The sequence below is a fragment of the Chitinophaga sp. genome (assembly GCF_039596135.1).
In the GTDB taxonomy this organism is placed as follows: Bacteria; Bacteroidota; Bacteroidia; order Chitinophagales; family Chitinophagaceae; genus Chitinophaga.
The window spans coordinates 14,164-33,419 of record NZ_JBCNKH010000031.1; the positions used below are offsets into that span (position 1 = coordinate 14,164).

Consider the following 19,256-nt stretch of genomic DNA (forward strand, 5'->3'; position numbering starts at 1 on the left):
AAAATCGCGACTATTCCCACCGGAAAACTCTCACCGCCACCGCATAGATAACTACCCCCCACAGTGCAATCACTCCCAGCTCAAGCCCCAGATTCCAGAGGTGCTGGCCTTCGAAGGCTACTTTGCGGAAAGCATCGTTCAGGTAAGTCAGCGGCATAATGCGGCAAATGACCTGTAACCAGGTAGGAAATACATCGACAGAAACGAAGGTACCCGCCAGCAGGAATTGTGGCAGGGTGATAATATTGGCAAAGAGCGGAATGGTGCTCTCGCTATTGGCAAGGCCGCTCACCACAAAGCCGAAGCCCATGAACACTACTACCCCCAATGCTGTCAGAATCAGCATTTCAAAAAAGGTGCTCCACCCGTGTACCAGTGTGAAGCCAAAGAAAAAATAGCCGATCGCAATGATCAGGATCGCACCGGAAATCTGGAATACCAGGCGGGCCAGCGATTCGCCCAATACAATATGTAAGCGCCTGATAGGCGTAGCGAAGAAGCGTTTTAACACCAGCGTCTGCCTTAAACCATAAAACAGGAAGGCGGTGCTGAATACGGCAGCACTGAGCAGGGAGAAACTCAGCAAACCAGGTAGAATAAAATCGATGGTGGTATAGCGACGGCCGGGCAGGGTAATGATCGGTTCTACTTTGGCCACAGAAGCGTGGCTGTAATATTTTGCATCTGCATTGCGGATCACACCATTCAGGATGGCATTGAATACGCCGATTTTTTCAACTGCAGCAGTGGAGGTGTATACCTGTACATCGTTGGACGGGGTATTGTTTACTGCCGGCAGTTCTTTTATTTTCAGAATAGCGGTAATATGCCCTTTTTTCAGTTCTTCCTGCAACTCAGCATTCGTCTTGTCCGTCACCAGCTTCAGGCTCTTCTCCTTTATCAGCTGCTGGTACAGGTAGCTATGGGTATCTGTCGCACTGTCAACCCCTACTTTTACAGATACATTACTATCCCCGATAAAGCCAAAACAAAGTAAAATCACTAAGGGAAAACCTAAGCTAAATACTACAGCCGAAGGGCTTCTCAATATTGCTTTCAAACTTGCTTTTGCCATGGCCAGCAGTGCTGTGCCCTGGCTGTAATTCACCGCCATACGCCTATTTAGTTGCTAAAAAATCGCATAAAACTACTATTGTTTTATCTAAGTTGCATAAAAAAACCTGCCACAGCGGGCAGGTTTTAAGTAAATTTTAAGTAACAATTCTATTTGATTTCAATATCAAAGGGAATTCTGGCCTGTATCTGGCCGCCCATTTCCTTGATTCTCTTCACCTGTTCGTAAAGGCTGTAGTTTTCACCCAGTTCCTTTTTCACCATCTGGGATTGCATATCGCCGCTCAGGCTCCGCACTACTTTTTCCAGGCCCCCCTGTGGCTCAGGATATTCTTTTACCTTGAAAGAACCTGCATGTACCATTTTGGCAGCACAGGCAATGGCATCCTGGATGCCACCGATGCGGTCTACCAGGCCTAATTCTTTTGCCTGCACACCGCTCCATACACGCCCCTGTGCAATGCTATCTACTACAGCTCCACTCAGTTTACGGCCATTGACCACCCTGGTCTTGAATACCATGTAAGTCGTATCCACACCATTCTGGATGAAGCGCTTTTCTGCATCTGTCATAGCACGGCTGGCAGTACCAAGGTCAGCATACTGTGCGGTTTTCACCCCGTCGAAGGTAACCCCCAGTTTATTTTTGAAGAAATTTCCCAGGTTTGGAATCACGGCAAACACACCTATAGAACCGGTAAGGGTATTGGGTTCTGCAAAGATTGAATCGGCCATGCAGGAGATGTAATAACCACCGGAAGCAGCATAGTCACCCATAGATACGATGACCGGTTTATCTTTCTTAGCCAGGGTCAGTTCGCGCCAGATGCTTTCTGAGGCGAGGGCACTACCACCGGGAGAGTTTACCCTGAACACGATGGCTTTGATATCATTGTCCTGGCGGGCTTCCCTGATCAGTTTGATATAACGGTCGCTGCTGATGAGCGTTTCTTTTTCACTGTCACCACCTACAATGCTACCTTGTGCATAGATCAGGGCGATCTTAGCATCGTTGTCTCTGAAACGGTGTTCATTGGCACTTTCGTAGTTGCTCAGGGTTACAAAGTTGACTTTGTCAGTTCCGCCCAGGTTCAGCCGGGCTTTAATTTCGTCCATTACCTGGTCGTCATAACGCAGCCCATCTACCAGTTTCAGGCGGGCAGCATCTTCAGCACTCTGGATAGCGCCGTCATTGGCATATTGATGCAAGGTAGCGGTATCGATTTTACGGCTCTGGCCTATATTATATAAGAAGTTGCTATACAGTTCGCCCAGGTAAGCATTGGTCTGGATGCGGTTTGCCGGGGTCATTTCCGTTTCGCGCAGTGGTTCTGTCGCACTTTTGAAACGACCATCGTAGAAGATCTGCGGCTGAATTTCCAGTTTTTCCAGCAACCCTTTCAGGAAGGTGACCTGGGAATAAAAACCGTTGAAGTCAAGACCGCCTTTGGGATGGAGGTAGACTTTGCTAGCCACGGAAGCAACAAAGTAGCTCTGCTGGCTCATAGTTTCACCATAGGCATAAACCCACTTACCACTGGCTTTGAAGCGCTCCAGCGCGTTTCTGAATTCCTGGTTGGTGGCAAAGCCGTTGGCATTGCCTTCCACTTTCAGGTAAATACCTTTGATATTATCGTCCTGGGCTGCATTGTCCACCAGCCTGATGACGTCGAACAATCCAGGGGTGCCACCATCTCCTTTTTTGGTGAGCATGCTGAGTGGGTTGGTGACCTTCTGCTCAGTGAATTCCCGGTTCGTTTCCAGTACCAGTACACCGTTAGGGGAAATAACAACTTTATCGGGCGATAAAGCACTTCCGATCAGTCCCAGCAGGAGGATGATTCCCAAAGCACCAACGACAACGAGTGCAAGTAAGGTGGCTAAAAAGATCTTAAAGAAACTACGCATATTTTGAGATTAAGGAAAACTGCTTTTCCCAAAAATAAAGATTATGTCTACTTTTGGGCCGTTGAAGATACATGAATAAAGCAATATTACTTATAGGTGGTAATCTGGGCAACCGTACAGAGAACCTGCAACAGGCTGTGATGCAAATAGATAAGCGGGCGGGAACCGTTGAAAAAAAGTCAGGATTGTATGAAACCGCTGCTTGGGGGCATGTACAACAGCCAGACTACCTGAATCAGGCATTGCAGATTTCTACTGCCCTGGGTGCTGAGGAGCTGTTGGAGACCGTACTGGATATAGAACGGCAACTGGGAAGGGTACGCCAACAGAAATGGGGAGCACGGGTTATAGACATAGATATCATCTTTTATAATGATGCGGTGATCGATTTACCGGCGCTGAAAGTGCCACATCCGCAAATGGCAAACAGGCAGTTTGTGCTGGTGCCACTGGCGGAGATTAGTCCCGATTGGATCCATCCGGTATTACATAAAACCGTCAGCGCCCTGCTGGCAGCATGCACGGATACATTACCTGCCCATAAATTTCAGTTACAGGAACAAGCCAGATGAATTATAAATACATTACAATTGAAGGAAATATAGGGGCTGGTAAAACGACGCTGGCGACCAGGCTGGCGAAGCACTTTGGTGCACAACTGATCCTGGAAGAATTTGCAGATAATCCGTTCCTGCCTAAGTTTTACGAAAAGCCGCAACAGTACGCTTTCCCGTTGGAATTGTTTTTTATGGCAGAACGGTACAAGCAACTGAAAGAGATGTTGCAAACGCAGGATATGTTCAACAACTTTTTCATATCGGATTACCTGTTTATAAAAAGTTTGCTGTTTGCAAAAGTGACATTGAAAGATGAGGAATATAACCTGTACCAGAAGCTGTTTGATATTATTAATCCACAGTTGTTACAACCAGAATTACTGATATTTCTGAATGCACCGATTACAAAACTGCAGCAGAATATTAAGAACAGGAACAGGGCTTATGAGCAGTCGATACCGGATAGTTACCTGGGAAATTTGCAGGATGTATATATGCAGTATATCAGGCAGCACCCGGTAAAGACGCTGATGGTAGATACAACGAAGGTAGATTTTTTGAGGAACCCGGATGATTTTGAAAGGTTGTTGGAGGCGTTGGAGAAAGATTATTCACCGGGTATAAATTATTTCTAAAACAAAAATGCTTTTGCCTTCGGCAAAAGCATTTTTGTTTAGGAGAGGGTTGCCTGAAAAACGTTTTTATTTAAGGTGATTGCTTATTTACAGTGATTGCCTGCAATAGTTTGCGCAGCAATATAGCCACTACTCCATGCATGCTGGAAGTTGAACCCACCTGTAATACCATCTACATCCATTACTTCGCCACCAAAGAACAATTGCGGGCGTAATTTACTTTCCATGGTATTCGGATCGATCTCTGACAACCTGATGCCGCCACAGGTCACAAATTCTTCTTTGAAAGTAGTTTTCCCTTTCACCGGGCATTCCATAGCCACCAGTTGTTTGATGAGTTTATGCTGTTCTTTTGAAGGCACATCTGCCCAGCGGGCATCTTCTGAAATACCTGACTGTTGCAGCATAAATTGCCATAAGCGTTGTGGCAGACCAAAAGGATTTTTGTTGTAGATTTTTTGTCCGCCCAGCTCAAAGCGCAGGCTTTGCAAATCTTCGCGCAGGCTATTTTCATTGTGATCCGGCAGCCAGTTAACGATAGCGGTAAAGTTGTATTGCAGGTCTGCCAGTTCTCTCGCACCCCAGGCAGAGGTTCTCAGAATAGCGGGACCGCTCAGCCCCCAGTGGGTAATGAGCACAGGGCCCTGTTCCTGTAGTTTGGTGCCGGCAATCTTCACAACGGCGACAGCGCTGACACCCATGAGTGCAATAATGGGATTGCCCGGCATATTGAAAGTAAAGAGTGATGGCAGAGGTGGTACGATTTCGTGACCGGTGGCCTGTAACCACCCAAACTTGTCTGCCTGTGGATAACCACCCGCACCTACAAATACAAACTTCGTTTCGATAGGCGCACCGTCCTGCAGGAGCACTTTCCAGCCATCGGCAGTTTGTTCGAGCCCACTCACGGTGGTATTGGTCTGAATCTTCACTTTGTATTTATCAGCTTCCTTCAGGAGGCAATCGATGATGGTCTGGGAGCTATCGGTGACTGGAAACATACGTCCATCGGGTTCTGCCTTGAGCGCTACGCCCCTTTCCTTAAACCACCGGATGGTGTCAGGCACGAAAAAATGCCCAAAAGCTTTCTTTACAAAATGCTGTCCTCTTGGATAACGCTTTGACATATATAATATATCGGGGGCATTATGGGTCACATTGCACCTGCCGCCGCCTGAGACTTTTACCTTGGAAAGTAGCTTGCTACTTTTCTCTAACAGGATGACTTCCAGTGAATTCGCCATCCTGGCGGCATTCACCGCACAGAAGAAACCAGCTGCTCCACCCCCGATTACTACTAATCTGTTGTCTTTCATTTATTTATACCTGATCGTTAAACTGATATTTTCTTACCCTTTTTCGGCCTGCAATATCCTAAGAAAGTTTATAACAATTTAGTTTATAAAACACTAGTCGTATTTTTTGTATATATTATTTTTTCATATTATTTTGCATATTATATTTTTGTATACTATATTGTCGCAAATAAGTTTCCACATGCAATCTGTGAAATCTAAAAAAAATCGCTTAAAGTGGTTGCTCCCATTGTGTCTGATGGGTATTACAGCAGCCCTTGCATTTTATCCCGCCGATGAATGGCAGGATAAAATTACGCAGGCCCTGGAACAGTACAGCAAACGCTTTCCCCAGGAAAAAGTTTATCTGCAGGTAGATAAAGATTATTACGGTGCGGGAGAAACCATCTGGTTCAAGGCCTACGTACTGCTGCAAGGCCAGCCTTCCCTGTCAGCAACGAATCTGTATGTAGAATTAATTGACAAGAGTGGGAAGATTGTTCAAAAGAAACTTATTTCTCTGGGTGGTGCTACTGGTTCCGGTGCATTTGTTGTTCCGGAAACAATGCCGGCTGGTCAATACCAGATCCGTGCTTATACTGCCTGGATGCTGAACTTTGATCCGGAGTTCCTGTACTACAAGGACATCGAGATCTTTGACTCTGCTCACCCTGGCCAGTTGCCATCTAAACCGGCTGGCAATGACTTCGCTGTTCAGTTTTTCCCTGAAGGGGGTAATGCGATCGTAGGTGTGGGCGGTCGTATTGCTTTCAAGGCGATTGACCAGCAGGGGTACCCAATCGAGGTGAATGGTATTGTGCAGAACCTGAAAGGGGAAACAGTTGCATTACTTAAAACAACACGCGATGGTATGGGCATGTTTGACCTGACCCCTGTGGCAGGTGAAACTTACAAAGCAATCGTTCAGACCAGTAAAGGACAACAAAAAACAGTGCTGCTGCCAGTAACAAAGACAGCGGGTGTGGGACTAAAAATATTCAATAAAGGTACGCGCATATTCTACCAGACTTTACCGGCTACGAAAGATAATCCTGTATATAACAATATGTTGATTGTGGCACAGATGCAGCAACATGTGATATACAAAGCCAAGCTGAATTCAGCCGAAGGCCAGTTGAGCGGTTTCATTCCTACTGCTGCCCTGCCTTCAGGTATCGTGCAGTTCACCATCTTCAATGCAGATGGTATGCCAATGGCAGAACGCCTGGCATTTGTACGCAAACCCGATCAGCTGCAACTGACTTTACAGAATTTAAAAATCAACAATCAGCCAAGACAGAAGAATGTACTGGAAGTAAAAGTGCCTGATACCATGCTGACCAGCCTGTCTGTATCTATCACCGATGCGGACAATGTGGTGATCAGCGATGATCAGAACAACATCCTGTCTAACCTGCTGATGACTTCTGACCTGAAAGGTTATATTGCCAATCCGGCACAGTACTTCAGGGATATGGATCCTGCTACCCTGCAGGGCCTGGACCTGATTATGATGACCAATGGCTGGAGAAGGTTTACCTGGGAGAAAATCCTGCACAACTACCTGCCTGAGATCAAGTATCCATACGAACAGGGGCTGCTGCTGAAAGGTATCGCTACTATCAACAAGGGTACTGCCCCACTGGCAAATGGTAAGGTAGACTTCATCCTGAAACAGCCGGTAGATACTTCTACCGCTTTCTCTTCTGTCACTACAAATGATAAAGGTGAGTTTGCAGTAGACCGTCTGCAGTTCGTAGATACGATCAACGTATTTTATCGTGCAAACGATCCGAATAAAGCCTGGAAAGACGTAAATGTGAAGTTTGAGCCTCACTTCTTCGAGACACAGACTTCTGCCAACATGCCTTATCCTTTCAGAGAGCCACAGCCAATTGAAAATACAGTGCTGACCAGCTTCCTGAATACAGTAAATGAAAACAACGCGGTGACCAGGTCTATCCAGCAGAAACCAATCTTCCTGACAGAGTATAACGTAAAGGATAAACGCCTGACCAGAACTGATGTAATTGAGAACCGTTATGCTACTGGTATGTTCAACGCAGGTGATGGTTATTCATTTGACCTGACCAGGTCTGAAAGCGGCGCTATCAGCATTTTCCAGTACCTGCAGTCCAAAGTGCCAGGTCTGACGATCAATACCACCGATCCTACCACACCTGCTATGCAATGGCGTGGTGGTGCCCCGGTACTGTTCCTGAACGAAATGCCAACAAGTGTAGCAATGCTGAATAATATCAATATCCAGGATGTGGCATTCATCAAGGTATTGCGTCCGACCTTCGTAGGTGGTTTTGGTGGCAGCAGTGGTGCGATTGCCGTATACCTGAGACGTGGTGGTGATAGCAAGTCAGATGTAGATACACATGGATTTGAGAAATACCGTAAGGCAGGTTATGATATCGTGAAAGAATTCTATGCACCTGATTATACAGTACGTAAAGAGATCCATATCCTGCAGGATAAGCGACTGACCCTGTACTGGAATCCAAACCTGGTGGCAGATACATTGACGCATACCGCCCGTATTTCCTTCTACAATAATGACTTTACAAGAAGGTTCAGGGTTGTAGTGGAAGGTATGGCTGAAGATGGAACACTGGGTCGTGTGGAACAACTTTATTAATCGTTATCTCAATAATAAAAAACGCTTCTGCCTGCGGCAGAAGCGTTTTTTATTTGCGGAAAAATCTGTAGAAGAATTTTGGTATATTTAAATTCAATCCATCAGAATGCAATATATGCCATCCATAGCCATAGATATGGACGAAACCATCGCTGATCCCATCACAAAAGCCCGTTCCTGGTACTACAGGGATTATGGCACCATCTTTACAGAAGACCAGCTCAGGGGCAAATCCCTCTCAGAAGCTGTACCTCCCGAACACAAGGGCATCATTCACCAATACCTCAATGCCCCCGGTTTTTTCCGCGACCTCCCCGTGTACCCCGATGCCCAACGGGTAATTGCTGAACTCAATAAAAAATACAAAGTATACATCGTCTCTGCTGCCATGGAATTTCCCAATTCCCTGATGGACAAAGTCAGCTGGCTGCAGGACAACTTTCCTTTTCTCACCTGGCGCCAGTACTGCCTGTGTGGCGACAAAAGCCTGGTGCAGACGGATTATATGATCGATGACCTTATCAGGAACTTTCAGTTCTTCAAAGGCAAACCCCTCCTCTTTACAGGACCGCACAATATCCATATTGAAGGATATGAACGTATATTAAACTGGGAAGACGCTGCCGCTAAATTACTCTGACCGGCCACATGCTTCCCGGATATCACATAAACTCCAAATTATTACTACCTGATGATCAGAAAGGGATTACTATTACTACTGCCCATCCTGGGCCTTTATTGGAACACCAGCTACGGACAGCACCTCAAACCGGGATTTGACCCCAAAGAATATGCAGACATGCTGGCGATCTGCTTTCTCACTGCAGACACCCCGTGGACCAAAAAGGTGACGCCTCCGGACGACGCCAGGCTCATTTACCGCTCCAAAGAAACCGGCTTATACAACCGATGGGACCTCTGGACATATCATGGCAACATAGCCGTGATCAGCATTCGGGGAACCGTGGGGAATAAAGACTCCTGGCTGGAAAACTTCCATGCCGGCATGATTCCTGCCATTGGTACCTTTCAGCTGAATGACAGCACAAACTTCAGATACCGGTTTGCCAAAGACAGTAATGCATATGTACATGCGGGTTGGACACTGGCCCTTGCCTCCATGGCAGACAGTGTTGTGGCAAAGATCAAGGACTGCTACCGGCAAGGGATACATGATTTTATCATCACCGGCCATAGCCAGGGTGGCGCAATCACCTTCCTGCTCCGTTCGTACCTGGAATATATAGATGATCCTGCTTTCCCAAAAGATATCACCATCAAAACCTATAGCAGTGCCGCCCCCAAACCCGGGAACCTGTACTACGCTTACGACTATGACTTTGTAACCCGTAATGGCTGGGGATTCCGAATTGTCAATACCCGTGACTGGGTACCGGAAACCCCTTTCTCCTTACAAACCACGAGGGATTTTAATACCCCCAATCCATTTATGTATGTAAAAAAGTCATTGCGAAAACAACCACTGCTGGCAAGAATTGTGCTGAGGTATATGTATGGCCGGCTGGACAACAGCAGTAAAAGAGCTGCCCGCCGTATGCAAAGAGTATTGGGCAAACGCCTGTATGCGATGGTTAAAAAAACACTGCCTGGATATAAGATGCCACCATTTGTGTACAGCCATCATTATTCCCCCGCCGGCGTACCCATTATACTCGCTCCCACAGCGGATTACGACACTAAATTCCCTTTTGATGGCAAGAACATTTTTGTGCATCATGCCTATGAGCCCTACCAGTATTTGCTGGAGAAAGATTTCATAAAATGAGTACTAACTGATTATATTAAACGATATAGGATCAAATCGATCCGTTTAACAAGGAGTTAACTAAGCACTTAACGTGGGATTAACCAGGTTCGATGTTTTTAAGCGCTATGTTTGTATAGATAAAAGCAAAAGCACGTTGTCCTTTACTTCCATGTTCCAGATACCATGCGCAGGGTATCTGGACTTGGGGGTTAGGGTCTAAGTTAAGATTGTCAAGTGAATTTTATTATTGCATTATATAGGGGGAACCATTCGGGATCTTGTTATCCAGACATCAAAAACCAACTAAAAAAATAAGGGGCTACCGAATGGTAGCCCCTTTTAGTATGTATGGTGTAAAGGTTAGTCCTTTAATTTATGGAGGAAGGTGCTGAGTTTAAACAGCAACTCATCCTGCAGCCCTGCTCTCAGTTTAGCCTCTTCGTCGGTGATACCGAGTTTGCGCATGCGCTGATAATAACCATATGAGCCTCCGATCAGATCCAGGCATTCCTGGATTTTTTGTTTTACATCTTCTTCCTTGCTCTTTTTTTCAAATTCCTTTTTAGAAAGAATTTTGTGCAGGTAGAATACGCTGTCTCTTGGCTCTACCCATTGCTGGCCACGCTTGTGCTGGGGTTTATATACTTCCAGGAAGCAATTGTCCAGGTTGAGTACATCGCCCAGTTCTGTGCGGAGATCAATCACAGGGGGATGTTGTTTTGATTTTTTCAGCAAATTACTGATCTGCGCACCTTTTTCACCGGCACTGACCAGCACCATGTGCAGGGCAGACATTTCCATGCTGATGGTAATCTTGGAGAGCCGGCTGCCTGCTTTGAGTTTGCCGATCAGGCTGGGATTGGCATGCTCATCGAACACGATGTCTTCTACCAGTATTTTACTGACCATGCGGTAATTAGGGGTATAGCCCTCTGTATCAGGCGTTTCCTTTTTAGAGGCCTTTACCTTTTCCTGGCGGCGTACGGATTGCAGGTAATCGTCCATCATGCGGAGGTCCTGCATGCGGAGGCGATTGTACAGCTCGTGATGGGTGTAGTTGACTACATTGTTCAGGGAGAGCAGGTCGTCCCATACATCGCCGTGTTGGGCTTTTTTCAGCTCTTCCAGCACTTCTTCGGCCGGCATATTACGACGGTATAATATTTCCGAGATCAGGAAGATCGAAAAGTCATTGACCGGGTATCCCAGTTCCGGCAGCAGATCATAAGGGCTACGTTTCTGGTCGGCAGCCTGTTGCAATTGCTCAATGTCCGACACGACCGGGGCCAGCAGGTACCTGCGGGCTGCCGCTCTCAGCTTCTTACTCACATAATCCAGCAGCTGATCGCTCAACTGACGATGACTTGCAAAGTCATGTAAGATCTGCACAAAACGCTTAGATGTAGGCAAGCCGAACTGTAGTAGAATATCATTTTCCATCTCCAGCACAACTGCACCACCGGCCTCTTCCCTGCCGGCCTTCGTCCGCAAATCCGGTTGCTGACAACGCTGATAGTACTCCTGTAATTTCAGTTTTAGCTTATCCATATGTTTTATCGATTAGGTAAAAATTTAATACACATACCTCTCCTTGACCAGTTCACATGACAAATGCCTATGACAATTGCACATGTGCCCGGCATTCGGATACAAATGGTTGTTTTACAATGAATTAAATAATGGGAGTAGTATTGTGAATTAAATGGGAGAATGCAAATCTAACCATTTTTGATATTGGAGCCAAATGAGTAGTCTACTCAAAATATTTTTCGTGCTAGTGTGCTTGTAAAACAAAAAGAATCAACTATTTTGAGCTTTTACGCGAACTAATATGAATAGCATATAAATTATTTTTTATATTTTGCCTCACAGATGTAATTCCAGGCCAACAAAATGAATCATGTGAGACCTATAGAGCGAATAATTTAAGGCAGGAATACCACAACTAACCAGCAACAATTTCAAACAATCCATAACAGCGCATGACTAACAAGCCTACTGATTTTACCTGGAGTACGGATCCAAATCCGCACCATGTGAGAGTTAGACAAATCCTTAAAGAACACCCGGAGATGAGGGAACTCGTAGGAAAAAACCCATACACCATTTTCCTGATTCTTGGCCTCGTTGGAGCACAGGTTGCCATTTCATACTGGGTAAATGACCATTCCTGGTGGATGGTATTTGGCGCAGCCTATGTGGTGGGTGCATTCATCAGCCATGCCCTGTGGGTAATGATTCATGAATCCAGCCATAACCTGATTTTTAAAGGGAAAGCACCAAATATGCTGGCTGGTATGATTGCCAACCTGCCACATATCTTTGCCAGCTCTGCTTCATTTCAGAAATATCACCTCAAGCACCACGCTTACCAGGGTGAACATGACCTGGATGCCGATCTGCCTGACTTCTGGGAGGCCAGACTGGTGAGCAACAACCCACTGAACAAAATGATGTGGTTCCTCTTCTTCCCGGTATTCCAGGTGACCCGTACTGCCCGCCTGAACATCGAACTGCTGGACCGTTGGGTGGTATTGAACTGGATCATTCAGCTCACTTTCGATGTAGCCATCATTGTCCTCATCGGGCCAAAAGCTTTTGTATTTATGCTGGCCAGCTTCTTCTTCTCTGTAGGTTTGCACCCACTGGGGGCACGCTGGATCCAGGAACACTACCTGACACTGGACCCTGTACAGGAAACTTATAGCTACTATGGTCCGCTGAATAAAGTAGCGTTTAATGTGGGTTATCATAATGAACACCACGATTTTCCTTCCATTCCATGGAACAAACTGCCGCAGATTAAAGCAAAGGCACCGTCTTATTATGACTCTTTGCTGTCACATCAGTCATGGTCTAAGTTGATATGGCTGTTTATTTTTAATCCGAAACTTTCATTGTATTCGAGAGTATTGAGAAAAGAGAAAGTGAAGATTGCAAAAGAGAAAGAAAAAGAAGAACAAGTTTCTATCTAATATAGAATGATAATAAAAGAGCCCATACTCTGACTTTTGAGTATGGGCTCTTTTTATTTCGGGTACCTGTTTATCGTTTTAAGCAATTCTATTTTTATCAGTCCTTTACTGCTATTGCATATAAATACCACGCCGCATGCGGCAACCATTGTTCCGCCCACCGCCAGTCATAATCCTTCCCTGTTGTCGCATAAGATAAATTGAAGTCTATATCCGCTTCATCTTCCAATCCTGATGTAATTCCATTCACAATACCACCGGGTGCATTGGTATATTCAAACGTACCAAAAAAACCATAGGCAGGGTTGTTATGCCCGGTACCCTGTAGCATACAGGCATCATAAGGATTTAATCCCAGTATCCAGTTTAGCTGATCGAGTGCAAAGGTCTCCAGGCTATCGTGTAGCGGTTTGTCTTCTTTGAATAACTGCGCTGCCATACGGGCAGCAGTTGCCACGGAACCAAGACGGGCATTTTCTCCCTGCCACCAGGGGGCCGCTTCGCTGCCGTGGGGAAAGAAGAAGGTGTATTTTTTTATACCCGCCGTATCCTGCGTGTATTGCCGGCTATAACCAAATGGGTTATTGACTGCGTGCGTGATGCTAAGCTCATAGGTCATATTCTTTTTGACTGTATGCCGTATTTTTTCCTGCATAGCAGGGTTCGCAATTTTATAATATTGCAATAAACCCACTACCGGTAAACCTGCATCTGAAGGATGAAAGAAAGGACGGTCTTTATCATCTGCTATGAAATACCCTTTATCAGAAAGCCTGTTTATCAAAGCATTTGCACGTTTATCTGCAGCTTTTAAAAATCGTTCTTCATGTGCCGCGTTATATAATTCTGTCGCAGCAATGAGCGCACAATAATCGTCTACTATGTTTTCTTTTCCATCATTCGTCATACGGGCATTTTCCTTTTCAAGAAAATTAAATGTATTGATAGCTGCTTCCAGATAATGAGCATTGGAATCGATACCTGATGCCATGGCTAATGCAGCGATTGACAACCCTGCACCGGAGCGATAGCTGCATTGATAACTACGCCAGTTGTGTGCATCCATCGCTGTACCACTATAAGACTGATCTTTGGATTGCTTGATGCGATAGCCTTTGTCTTCAGGGCGGATCAACCTGTCTTTCGCTAGTTTGCCCGGGCCGGGAGCAGCCACTGAGCGATAAAAGGAACCGTTTTTTACCTGCATCCTTTCCAGGTAATCAGCACCATAAGTAGCTTCGTCCAGGATCCTTCTCAGGTATTGCCGGTAGTCTGTACCGGGTTTTTGTTGTAATAATTTATAGGTCTTGCATAAACTATACACAGTGAGTGAGATCTGTTGCGGGTTGAAATAAGTAGAAAAAGATAAATGCGACAAATGCTTGCCATAATCACCGGTAGCATCATACCAGCCTCCATGTGCATCCACTATCTTTCCATCTACCGTGAGATGACTATCTGCCTGATCAAACACCCCTGTACACCGTTGGCCTTTGAAGTAGTAGACAACATCAGAAATAGTCGCCTGTTCCAACACGTTTTTATTGATACTAAAAGGATAGGATTGAATAACTTTGCCATCTGCCAACAGCCGGATATAATAGTCGCCATAAGTAGTATAGGTACTAAAATCTATATTCCAGAACACCCAATGCTTCCATTTATCAACCGGACCGCTGTATATTGCAGTTCCTTCATAGACTGTTTGACCGGAATTAGCGGCAATCAGTTCAAATTTATCGATGGACTGTTTGGAATCTGCTTTAATTATAGCATGTTTGGGAAGATTATATTCATACCCCACATGATTTGTAATGACCTGTACAGATTGTGCAGCTACACCTACCGGGAGGCATAACGTGAGTACCCGGACCAGGTTCCTGATTACTTGCATGATAAAGATTTTGGCTGGTATTGAATTTACTGTTTTTTTTGGGACAATCGATATATTATAACGACATCATTATTTATTCCTATCTATGCGGTATTATTTATTTGTGCTGGCGATCTGCCTGGCCAGCCTGACTGTAAACGCCAACGACACCACTTTACATGCAGGAGTATATCGGAATACTGACAACACCTTTACCTTACGTTGGAATACAGACAATAAAACGCTTACCACCAGCCCGCGTGTAATAGGGTTGGGATCTTCCACCCTTGCAGGGTACTTATTATCTTATCCCGATCGCCTGGGAGATAAAATCAGTACATGGCTGAGCAACAATACCTCCAATCCTACCTGGATCAATCTCTCTGTAGCAGGGTATGCCAGTGCAAACCTGATGCCGACGGCCAAAGGCGGTACTGCCGGTACGAATATCGATAGCGCACTGAATAGTCATCCTGATTTTATGTTCATCTCTCTGCCTACTAATGATGTGGCGAATGGGTTGACAAATGCAGAGATCATGGCGAACTTCAGGTACCTGGATGCGCTGGCGCTGAATAACGGTATTCCGGTTTTTTGGGAAACTACCCAGCCACGTACCTCCTTCAGTGCCACTTTGCAAACACAGTTGAAAGTGCTGGCAGATAGCATACGGGCTGCATGGCCTACAAGGTATGTGGAAGGATTCAGTACGACTGTCAACACCGCTGCCAGTACAGATGCGGAAATCAATCCCCTTTATAATGCGGGCGACGGGGTACACCTGAACGCCGCCGGGAACCAGTTGATAGCAGATAGTTTGTTTGCCCGCTGGCTACAATACTTTCAGCCGGTGACAGGCGTGTATATTATTGAGATCTCTGCGGACGGCACTACATGGAGCACTTTCGATACCGTTACCGATACAGTCAAAAAGACCTATTCCAATACTTTTACAACTACACAATACTTTAGGGTCAGAACAAATGCTGCTTATTCCAATGTAGTGGCATTGGCAGGTACCGGTACTTCTGCAAATGTGGGAGTGCGGAATACAAACAGGATCCTTGTCGATCTGGGCGGCGATGGTGTGCATACAGTACTACCAAATGGCACTGCCATCGGCCAGCCTACAGCTTCTCCGGATGTATATGGGAACTACTGGAATAACTGGTATGGCAGCGGTGGATCGGCAGGGTTTAAAGACGGTGCAGGCATCACGCAACTCATTACTACAGGAGATAGCACTACGACAGTTTCTCTTAAAATTATAGGTACGCCGGATGGAACTTACAATACAGCTGCTACTACGAGAGCGATTAATAACAACGGGTTTTCTGTAGATGCAGGAGACTATCCATCTACCGCCCTGTCAGATAATATGTTTTTGCATAATTCTATTAATCCCGGTGGAGTGATACTCCGCATTAAAGGATTGGCACAAAACAGGATTTACAATTTTAAGCTTTGGGGAGCGAGAGTAGATGCAGCTACTACACCAAGGATACTGGAAACGAGGCTAGCAGCTGAAGACTGGAGTGCTGCCAAAAATATCGAGACAAGGTACAGCACGGGTGCCAGCCCGGAATATGACAGGGCAATTAATTATACAGGTATTTCAGGAGTAGATTCATTGGATATATATTTAAGAGTTGGTACCGGGAGTACCTTTGCTTCACTGAGTTTAGTGGATATTACCTTTGGAAAAATTGATACAGTATCAGTGTGCGAAGGTGCAGCTGTAACCCTGACCACCAGTACTTCGGCTACCACTTACCAATGGCAGCTGAATACAGGCAGTGGGTATGTTAACATCAGCGGCGCTACTTCGGCCAGCCTGACATTGAGCGGGGCATTGCTGGCATGGTCTGGTTATCGCTATCGCTGCGTGGCAGGTAGTGATAGTGCTGATGTGCATTACTTAAAGGTAAACGCTTCCGCTACACCAGGTATCACCATCAATGGAACCACTGCTGTAAGGCAGTATGTATCCACTACGCTACGTACTGTTATCACCAACGGTGGCACTTACCCATTCTACCAATGGATGGACAGCACGAATACCCATACCTGGGCCAACATCACCGAAGCCACTGCCGATACTATCAAATACACGCCTAAGCAAACAGGTGATAAAATTCTTTGCCTGCTCACCAGCAGCTTAACAGGTTGTGTCACTGCCGCAGAAGTATCCAGCAATTCACTTACTTTCAAAGTAGATGTGATCACTGCCGTAGACCCCGATCCCAGTGTCACTAGCGGTCCCCGGCTGTATCCCAATCCTGCTAATACCACCCTCACCATCGACCAGCTCTCCAACTGGAAGGTGTTGGAAATTCACAGCATAGACAGTAAGACCTACCTGCGGCGGGAAGACATGCTCACCAAAACAAGTCTCACGCTGCCAGTATCTCATTTACCCAATGGCCTCTACCTGCTGGTGCTTACAAAAGCCGACGGTACTACCAATGTGATGAAGTTTGTAAAAGCTGATTAGTTCCTGAAGTACTCCTTCATGATCTGCTCTGTTGTGAGATGAGCCGTAGCGCCATTCAGTGAATCCAGTTTTGATTTAGCCAGTACCACCGGATCCATCGTCACGGTTTCCAGCATCTTTTGCACTACGGGCTTCTTCTTAACTGAGATCGTATCATTCAGGTACTTCTCCATCAGCAGGCCAGCAATCGGTGCTGCAAAGGTGCCACCATAACCGGAATTCTCCACGATTACTGCCACGGCGATTTTGGGATTATCTCTCGGTGCAAAAGCCACAAAGAAGGCATGGCTCTTCATTTTCTTTAACTGCCCGTTTACGATGGCATTGTTTTCTGCGGTACCTGTTTTACCGCATACGATGACGCCATCTATCTGTGCATTTCTACCGGTACCACTTTCCACCACATCTTCCATTCCTAATATCACGGACTGGTAAGCAGTGTCTTTTACATGTGCTACCGTATGTTTTTCTTTAAATTTCTTCAATACTTCAGAAGCATCATTGTCAATACTATTCACAAAATGAGGCAGGTAGTAATACCCTTTATTTGCAATGATACACATGGCATTCGCCATCTGCAATGGCGTCACAGCCACTGCCCCCTGTCCCATGCCTACATACAACTCAGAACAGGAATTCCATTGCCCGTGATAACGTTTGTTCATACCCACGGTATCAATGGCATAACCTGCATATTCACCAGGTATATCAATACCCAGCCGGTGACCTAAGCCAAATGACGTCATGTATTCATACCATTTCTGATGCCCTTTCTCTACCCCACCCCATTTCCGGGCATCTACTTCCATCCTGTACAGGTTTACAAAGTAAGAATTGCAGGAATGGGAAATGGCTAATCTTAAATTGGCTGCATGCCCCCCTTCACTATGCTCACAGGCTATTCTGCGACCGCAGGACAAATATGCACCATGACAGGGATAACCAAAATCAGGTGTGATAATACCTTCATCCAGCGCTACCAATGCTGTTAATGGTTTCATAGAACTACCCGGTGGATAGGTACCCTGAATAGCCCTGTTGAACAAGGGCTTGGTGGTATCGCTGGATAGTTTATTGAAGTTGCGCGCCCTGTAGGATCCTGTCAGCAGGTTAGGGTCAAAGGATGGGCCACTCACCATGGCAAGTATTCCTCCTGTCTGCGGATCGATCGCTACAATGCTCCCAATTTTATTGTGCATAAGCCGCTCGCCTAATACCTGCAGATCAATGTCTAATGATAAATGTAGGTTTTTACCAGCTATTGCTGCGGTGTCGAATTCACCTTTTTCATATGCCCCCTGTGTACGGTTCAGGTTATCTTTTAAAAGGTATTGAATCCCTCTTTGTCCCATCAGAATGGGTTCATAGGTTTTTTCCAGTCCTGTCATACCCAGGTAGTCGCCCATGTTATAATCTTTGTAAGCAGGGTTCAACTGCATCTGTGGCGAGATCTCACCGATGTACCCCAATATATTGGCAGCACCATTGTAAGGATAGGAACGGATCTGTCTTGGCACCAGTTCAAATCCCGGCTGGAACTGGTACATGCTTTCCTGCAACTGCCCGTATACATCCGGCAATAACAGTGGTGCAAATACGGATTGCCGCACCCTGCCATTCCTGATAATGGCCGCTACTATCCGTTTTTTAAACTCCGGTATATCAATGCCTAAGATCTTACACAGATAAGCCGTGTCGATCTTCTTTACAGTTGATGGAGTCACCATGAGGTCGTACATCACATCATTGCGGAGCACACTTCGCCCCTTTCTGTCAAAGATGATCCCACGGCTGGGATAGACGACTTTTCGCAATACGGAGTTGGCATCTGCCAGCTTGGAATATTTTTTTTCAATTATTTGCAAAACAAATAAACGGGAAACAATCAGTAGTACAAGACCAATAACAATAAACTGGATGACACGCCTTCTGGGCTGGTTATAAATGGACATTTTTCTAAAGGTGGTGCGGTTTTTCTTAGTCTTATAAAGTTAAGGGGCAAATGGGGTTTGGCTGGATCAGAATATTAA

Annotated in this window: 13 protein-coding genes; 7 read left to right on the top strand and 6 right to left on the bottom strand. The window is 45.7% G+C overall.

All coding sequences use genetic code 11. The annotated features are described in order from the left end of the window. Positions 1–10: 10 nt before the first annotated feature. Together ABDW16_RS18100 and sppA are read right to left on the bottom strand one after the other, a co-directional pair. A complete protein-coding gene (locus tag ABDW16_RS18100) occupies positions 11–1,114 on the bottom strand; it encodes an ABC transporter permease (RefSeq protein ID WP_343671663.1) in 1,104 nt (367 codons plus the stop codon). Between the two features lie 110 nt (positions 1,115–1,224). Further along, positions 1,225–2,982 carry a signal peptide peptidase SppA gene (gene sppA, locus ABDW16_RS18105; protein ID WP_343671664.1) on the bottom strand — a complete coding sequence of 586 codons (1,758 nt, stop codon included), beginning with the start codon at positions 2,980–2,982 and terminating at the stop codon, positions 1,225–1,227. A 71-nt stretch (positions 2,983–3,053) separates the two neighbouring features. Between sppA and folK the strand changes: the two genes are divergently transcribed. Together folK and ABDW16_RS18115 are read left to right on the top strand one after the other, a co-directional pair. Next, positions 3,054–3,554 carry a 2-amino-4-hydroxy-6-hydroxymethyldihydropteridine diphosphokinase gene (folK, locus tag ABDW16_RS18110; protein WP_343671665.1) on the top strand — a complete coding sequence of 167 codons (501 nt, stop codon included), beginning with the start codon at positions 3,054–3,056 and terminating at the stop codon, positions 3,552–3,554. Further along, positions 3,551–4,174: a deoxynucleoside kinase gene (locus ABDW16_RS18115; RefSeq protein WP_343671667.1), complete on the top strand. Its 624-nt coding sequence runs from the start codon at positions 3,551–3,553 to the stop codon at positions 4,172–4,174. The genes folK and ABDW16_RS18115 overlap by 4 nt, the downstream gene beginning before the upstream one ends. Before the next feature lie 83 nt (positions 4,175–4,257). Here the strand turns inward: ABDW16_RS18115 and ABDW16_RS18120 are convergent, their stop codons facing one another. Further along, positions 4,258–5,490 carry an NAD(P)/FAD-dependent oxidoreductase gene (locus tag ABDW16_RS18120; RefSeq protein ID WP_343671668.1) on the bottom strand — a complete coding sequence of 411 codons (1,233 nt, stop codon included), beginning with the start codon at positions 5,488–5,490 and terminating at the stop codon, positions 4,258–4,260. A 181-nt stretch (positions 5,491–5,671) separates the two neighbouring features. Between ABDW16_RS18120 and ABDW16_RS18125 the strand changes: the two genes are divergently transcribed. The 3 genes from ABDW16_RS18125 to ABDW16_RS18135 all read left to right on the top strand — a co-directional run bounded on the left by ABDW16_RS18125 (position 5,672) and on the right by ABDW16_RS18135 (position 9,902). Beyond that, positions 5,672–8,116 (top strand): MG2 domain-containing protein, encoded by a 2,445-nt coding sequence (locus ABDW16_RS18125; RefSeq protein ID WP_343671670.1) that lies wholly within the window; start codon positions 5,672–5,674, stop codon positions 8,114–8,116. A gap of 106 nt (positions 8,117–8,222) precedes the next feature. After that, positions 8,223–8,756, top strand: a complete 534-nt coding sequence (locus ABDW16_RS18130; protein ID WP_343671671.1) for a 5'(3')-deoxyribonucleotidase — start codon at positions 8,223–8,225, stop codon at positions 8,754–8,756. A 51-nt stretch (positions 8,757–8,807) separates the two neighbouring features. Next, positions 8,808–9,902 carry a lipase family protein gene (locus ABDW16_RS18135; protein WP_343671673.1) on the top strand — a complete coding sequence of 365 codons (1,095 nt, stop codon included), beginning with the start codon at positions 8,808–8,810 and terminating at the stop codon, positions 9,900–9,902. A gap of 342 nt (positions 9,903–10,244) precedes the next feature. Here the strand turns inward: ABDW16_RS18135 and ABDW16_RS18140 are convergent, their stop codons facing one another. Continuing rightward, positions 10,245–11,432 (bottom strand): hypothetical protein, encoded by a 1,188-nt coding sequence (locus tag ABDW16_RS18140; protein ID WP_343671675.1) that lies wholly within the window; start codon positions 11,430–11,432, stop codon positions 10,245–10,247. 434 nt (positions 11,433–11,866) lie between these two features. On the opposite strand from ABDW16_RS18140, the gene ABDW16_RS18145 reads away from it, so the two are divergent. Continuing rightward, positions 11,867–12,859, top strand: coding sequence for a fatty acid desaturase (locus ABDW16_RS18145; protein WP_343671676.1), 993 nt, complete (start codon positions 11,867–11,869; stop codon positions 12,857–12,859). A gap of 97 nt (positions 12,860–12,956) precedes the next feature. Here the strand turns inward: ABDW16_RS18145 and ABDW16_RS18150 are convergent, their stop codons facing one another. After that, complete coding sequence (locus ABDW16_RS18150) at positions 12,957–14,753, bottom strand: glycoside hydrolase family 9 protein (RefSeq protein WP_343671678.1); 1,797 nt, start codon at positions 14,751–14,753, stop codon at positions 12,957–12,959. Between the two features lie 85 nt (positions 14,754–14,838). Between ABDW16_RS18150 and ABDW16_RS18155 the strand changes: the two genes are divergently transcribed. Beyond that, on the top strand, positions 14,839–17,226 hold the full coding sequence (locus tag ABDW16_RS18155; RefSeq protein WP_343671680.1) for a GDSL-type esterase/lipase family protein: 2,388 nt from the start codon (positions 14,839–14,841) through the stop codon (positions 17,224–17,226). Here ABDW16_RS18155 and mrdA read toward each other — a convergent pair. Further along, positions 17,223–19,178, bottom strand: a complete 1,956-nt coding sequence (gene mrdA / locus ABDW16_RS18160) for a penicillin-binding protein 2 (RefSeq protein WP_343671682.1) — start codon at positions 19,176–19,178, stop codon at positions 17,223–17,225. The genes ABDW16_RS18155 and mrdA overlap by 4 nt on opposite strands. Positions 19,179–19,256: the final 78 nt, after the last annotated feature.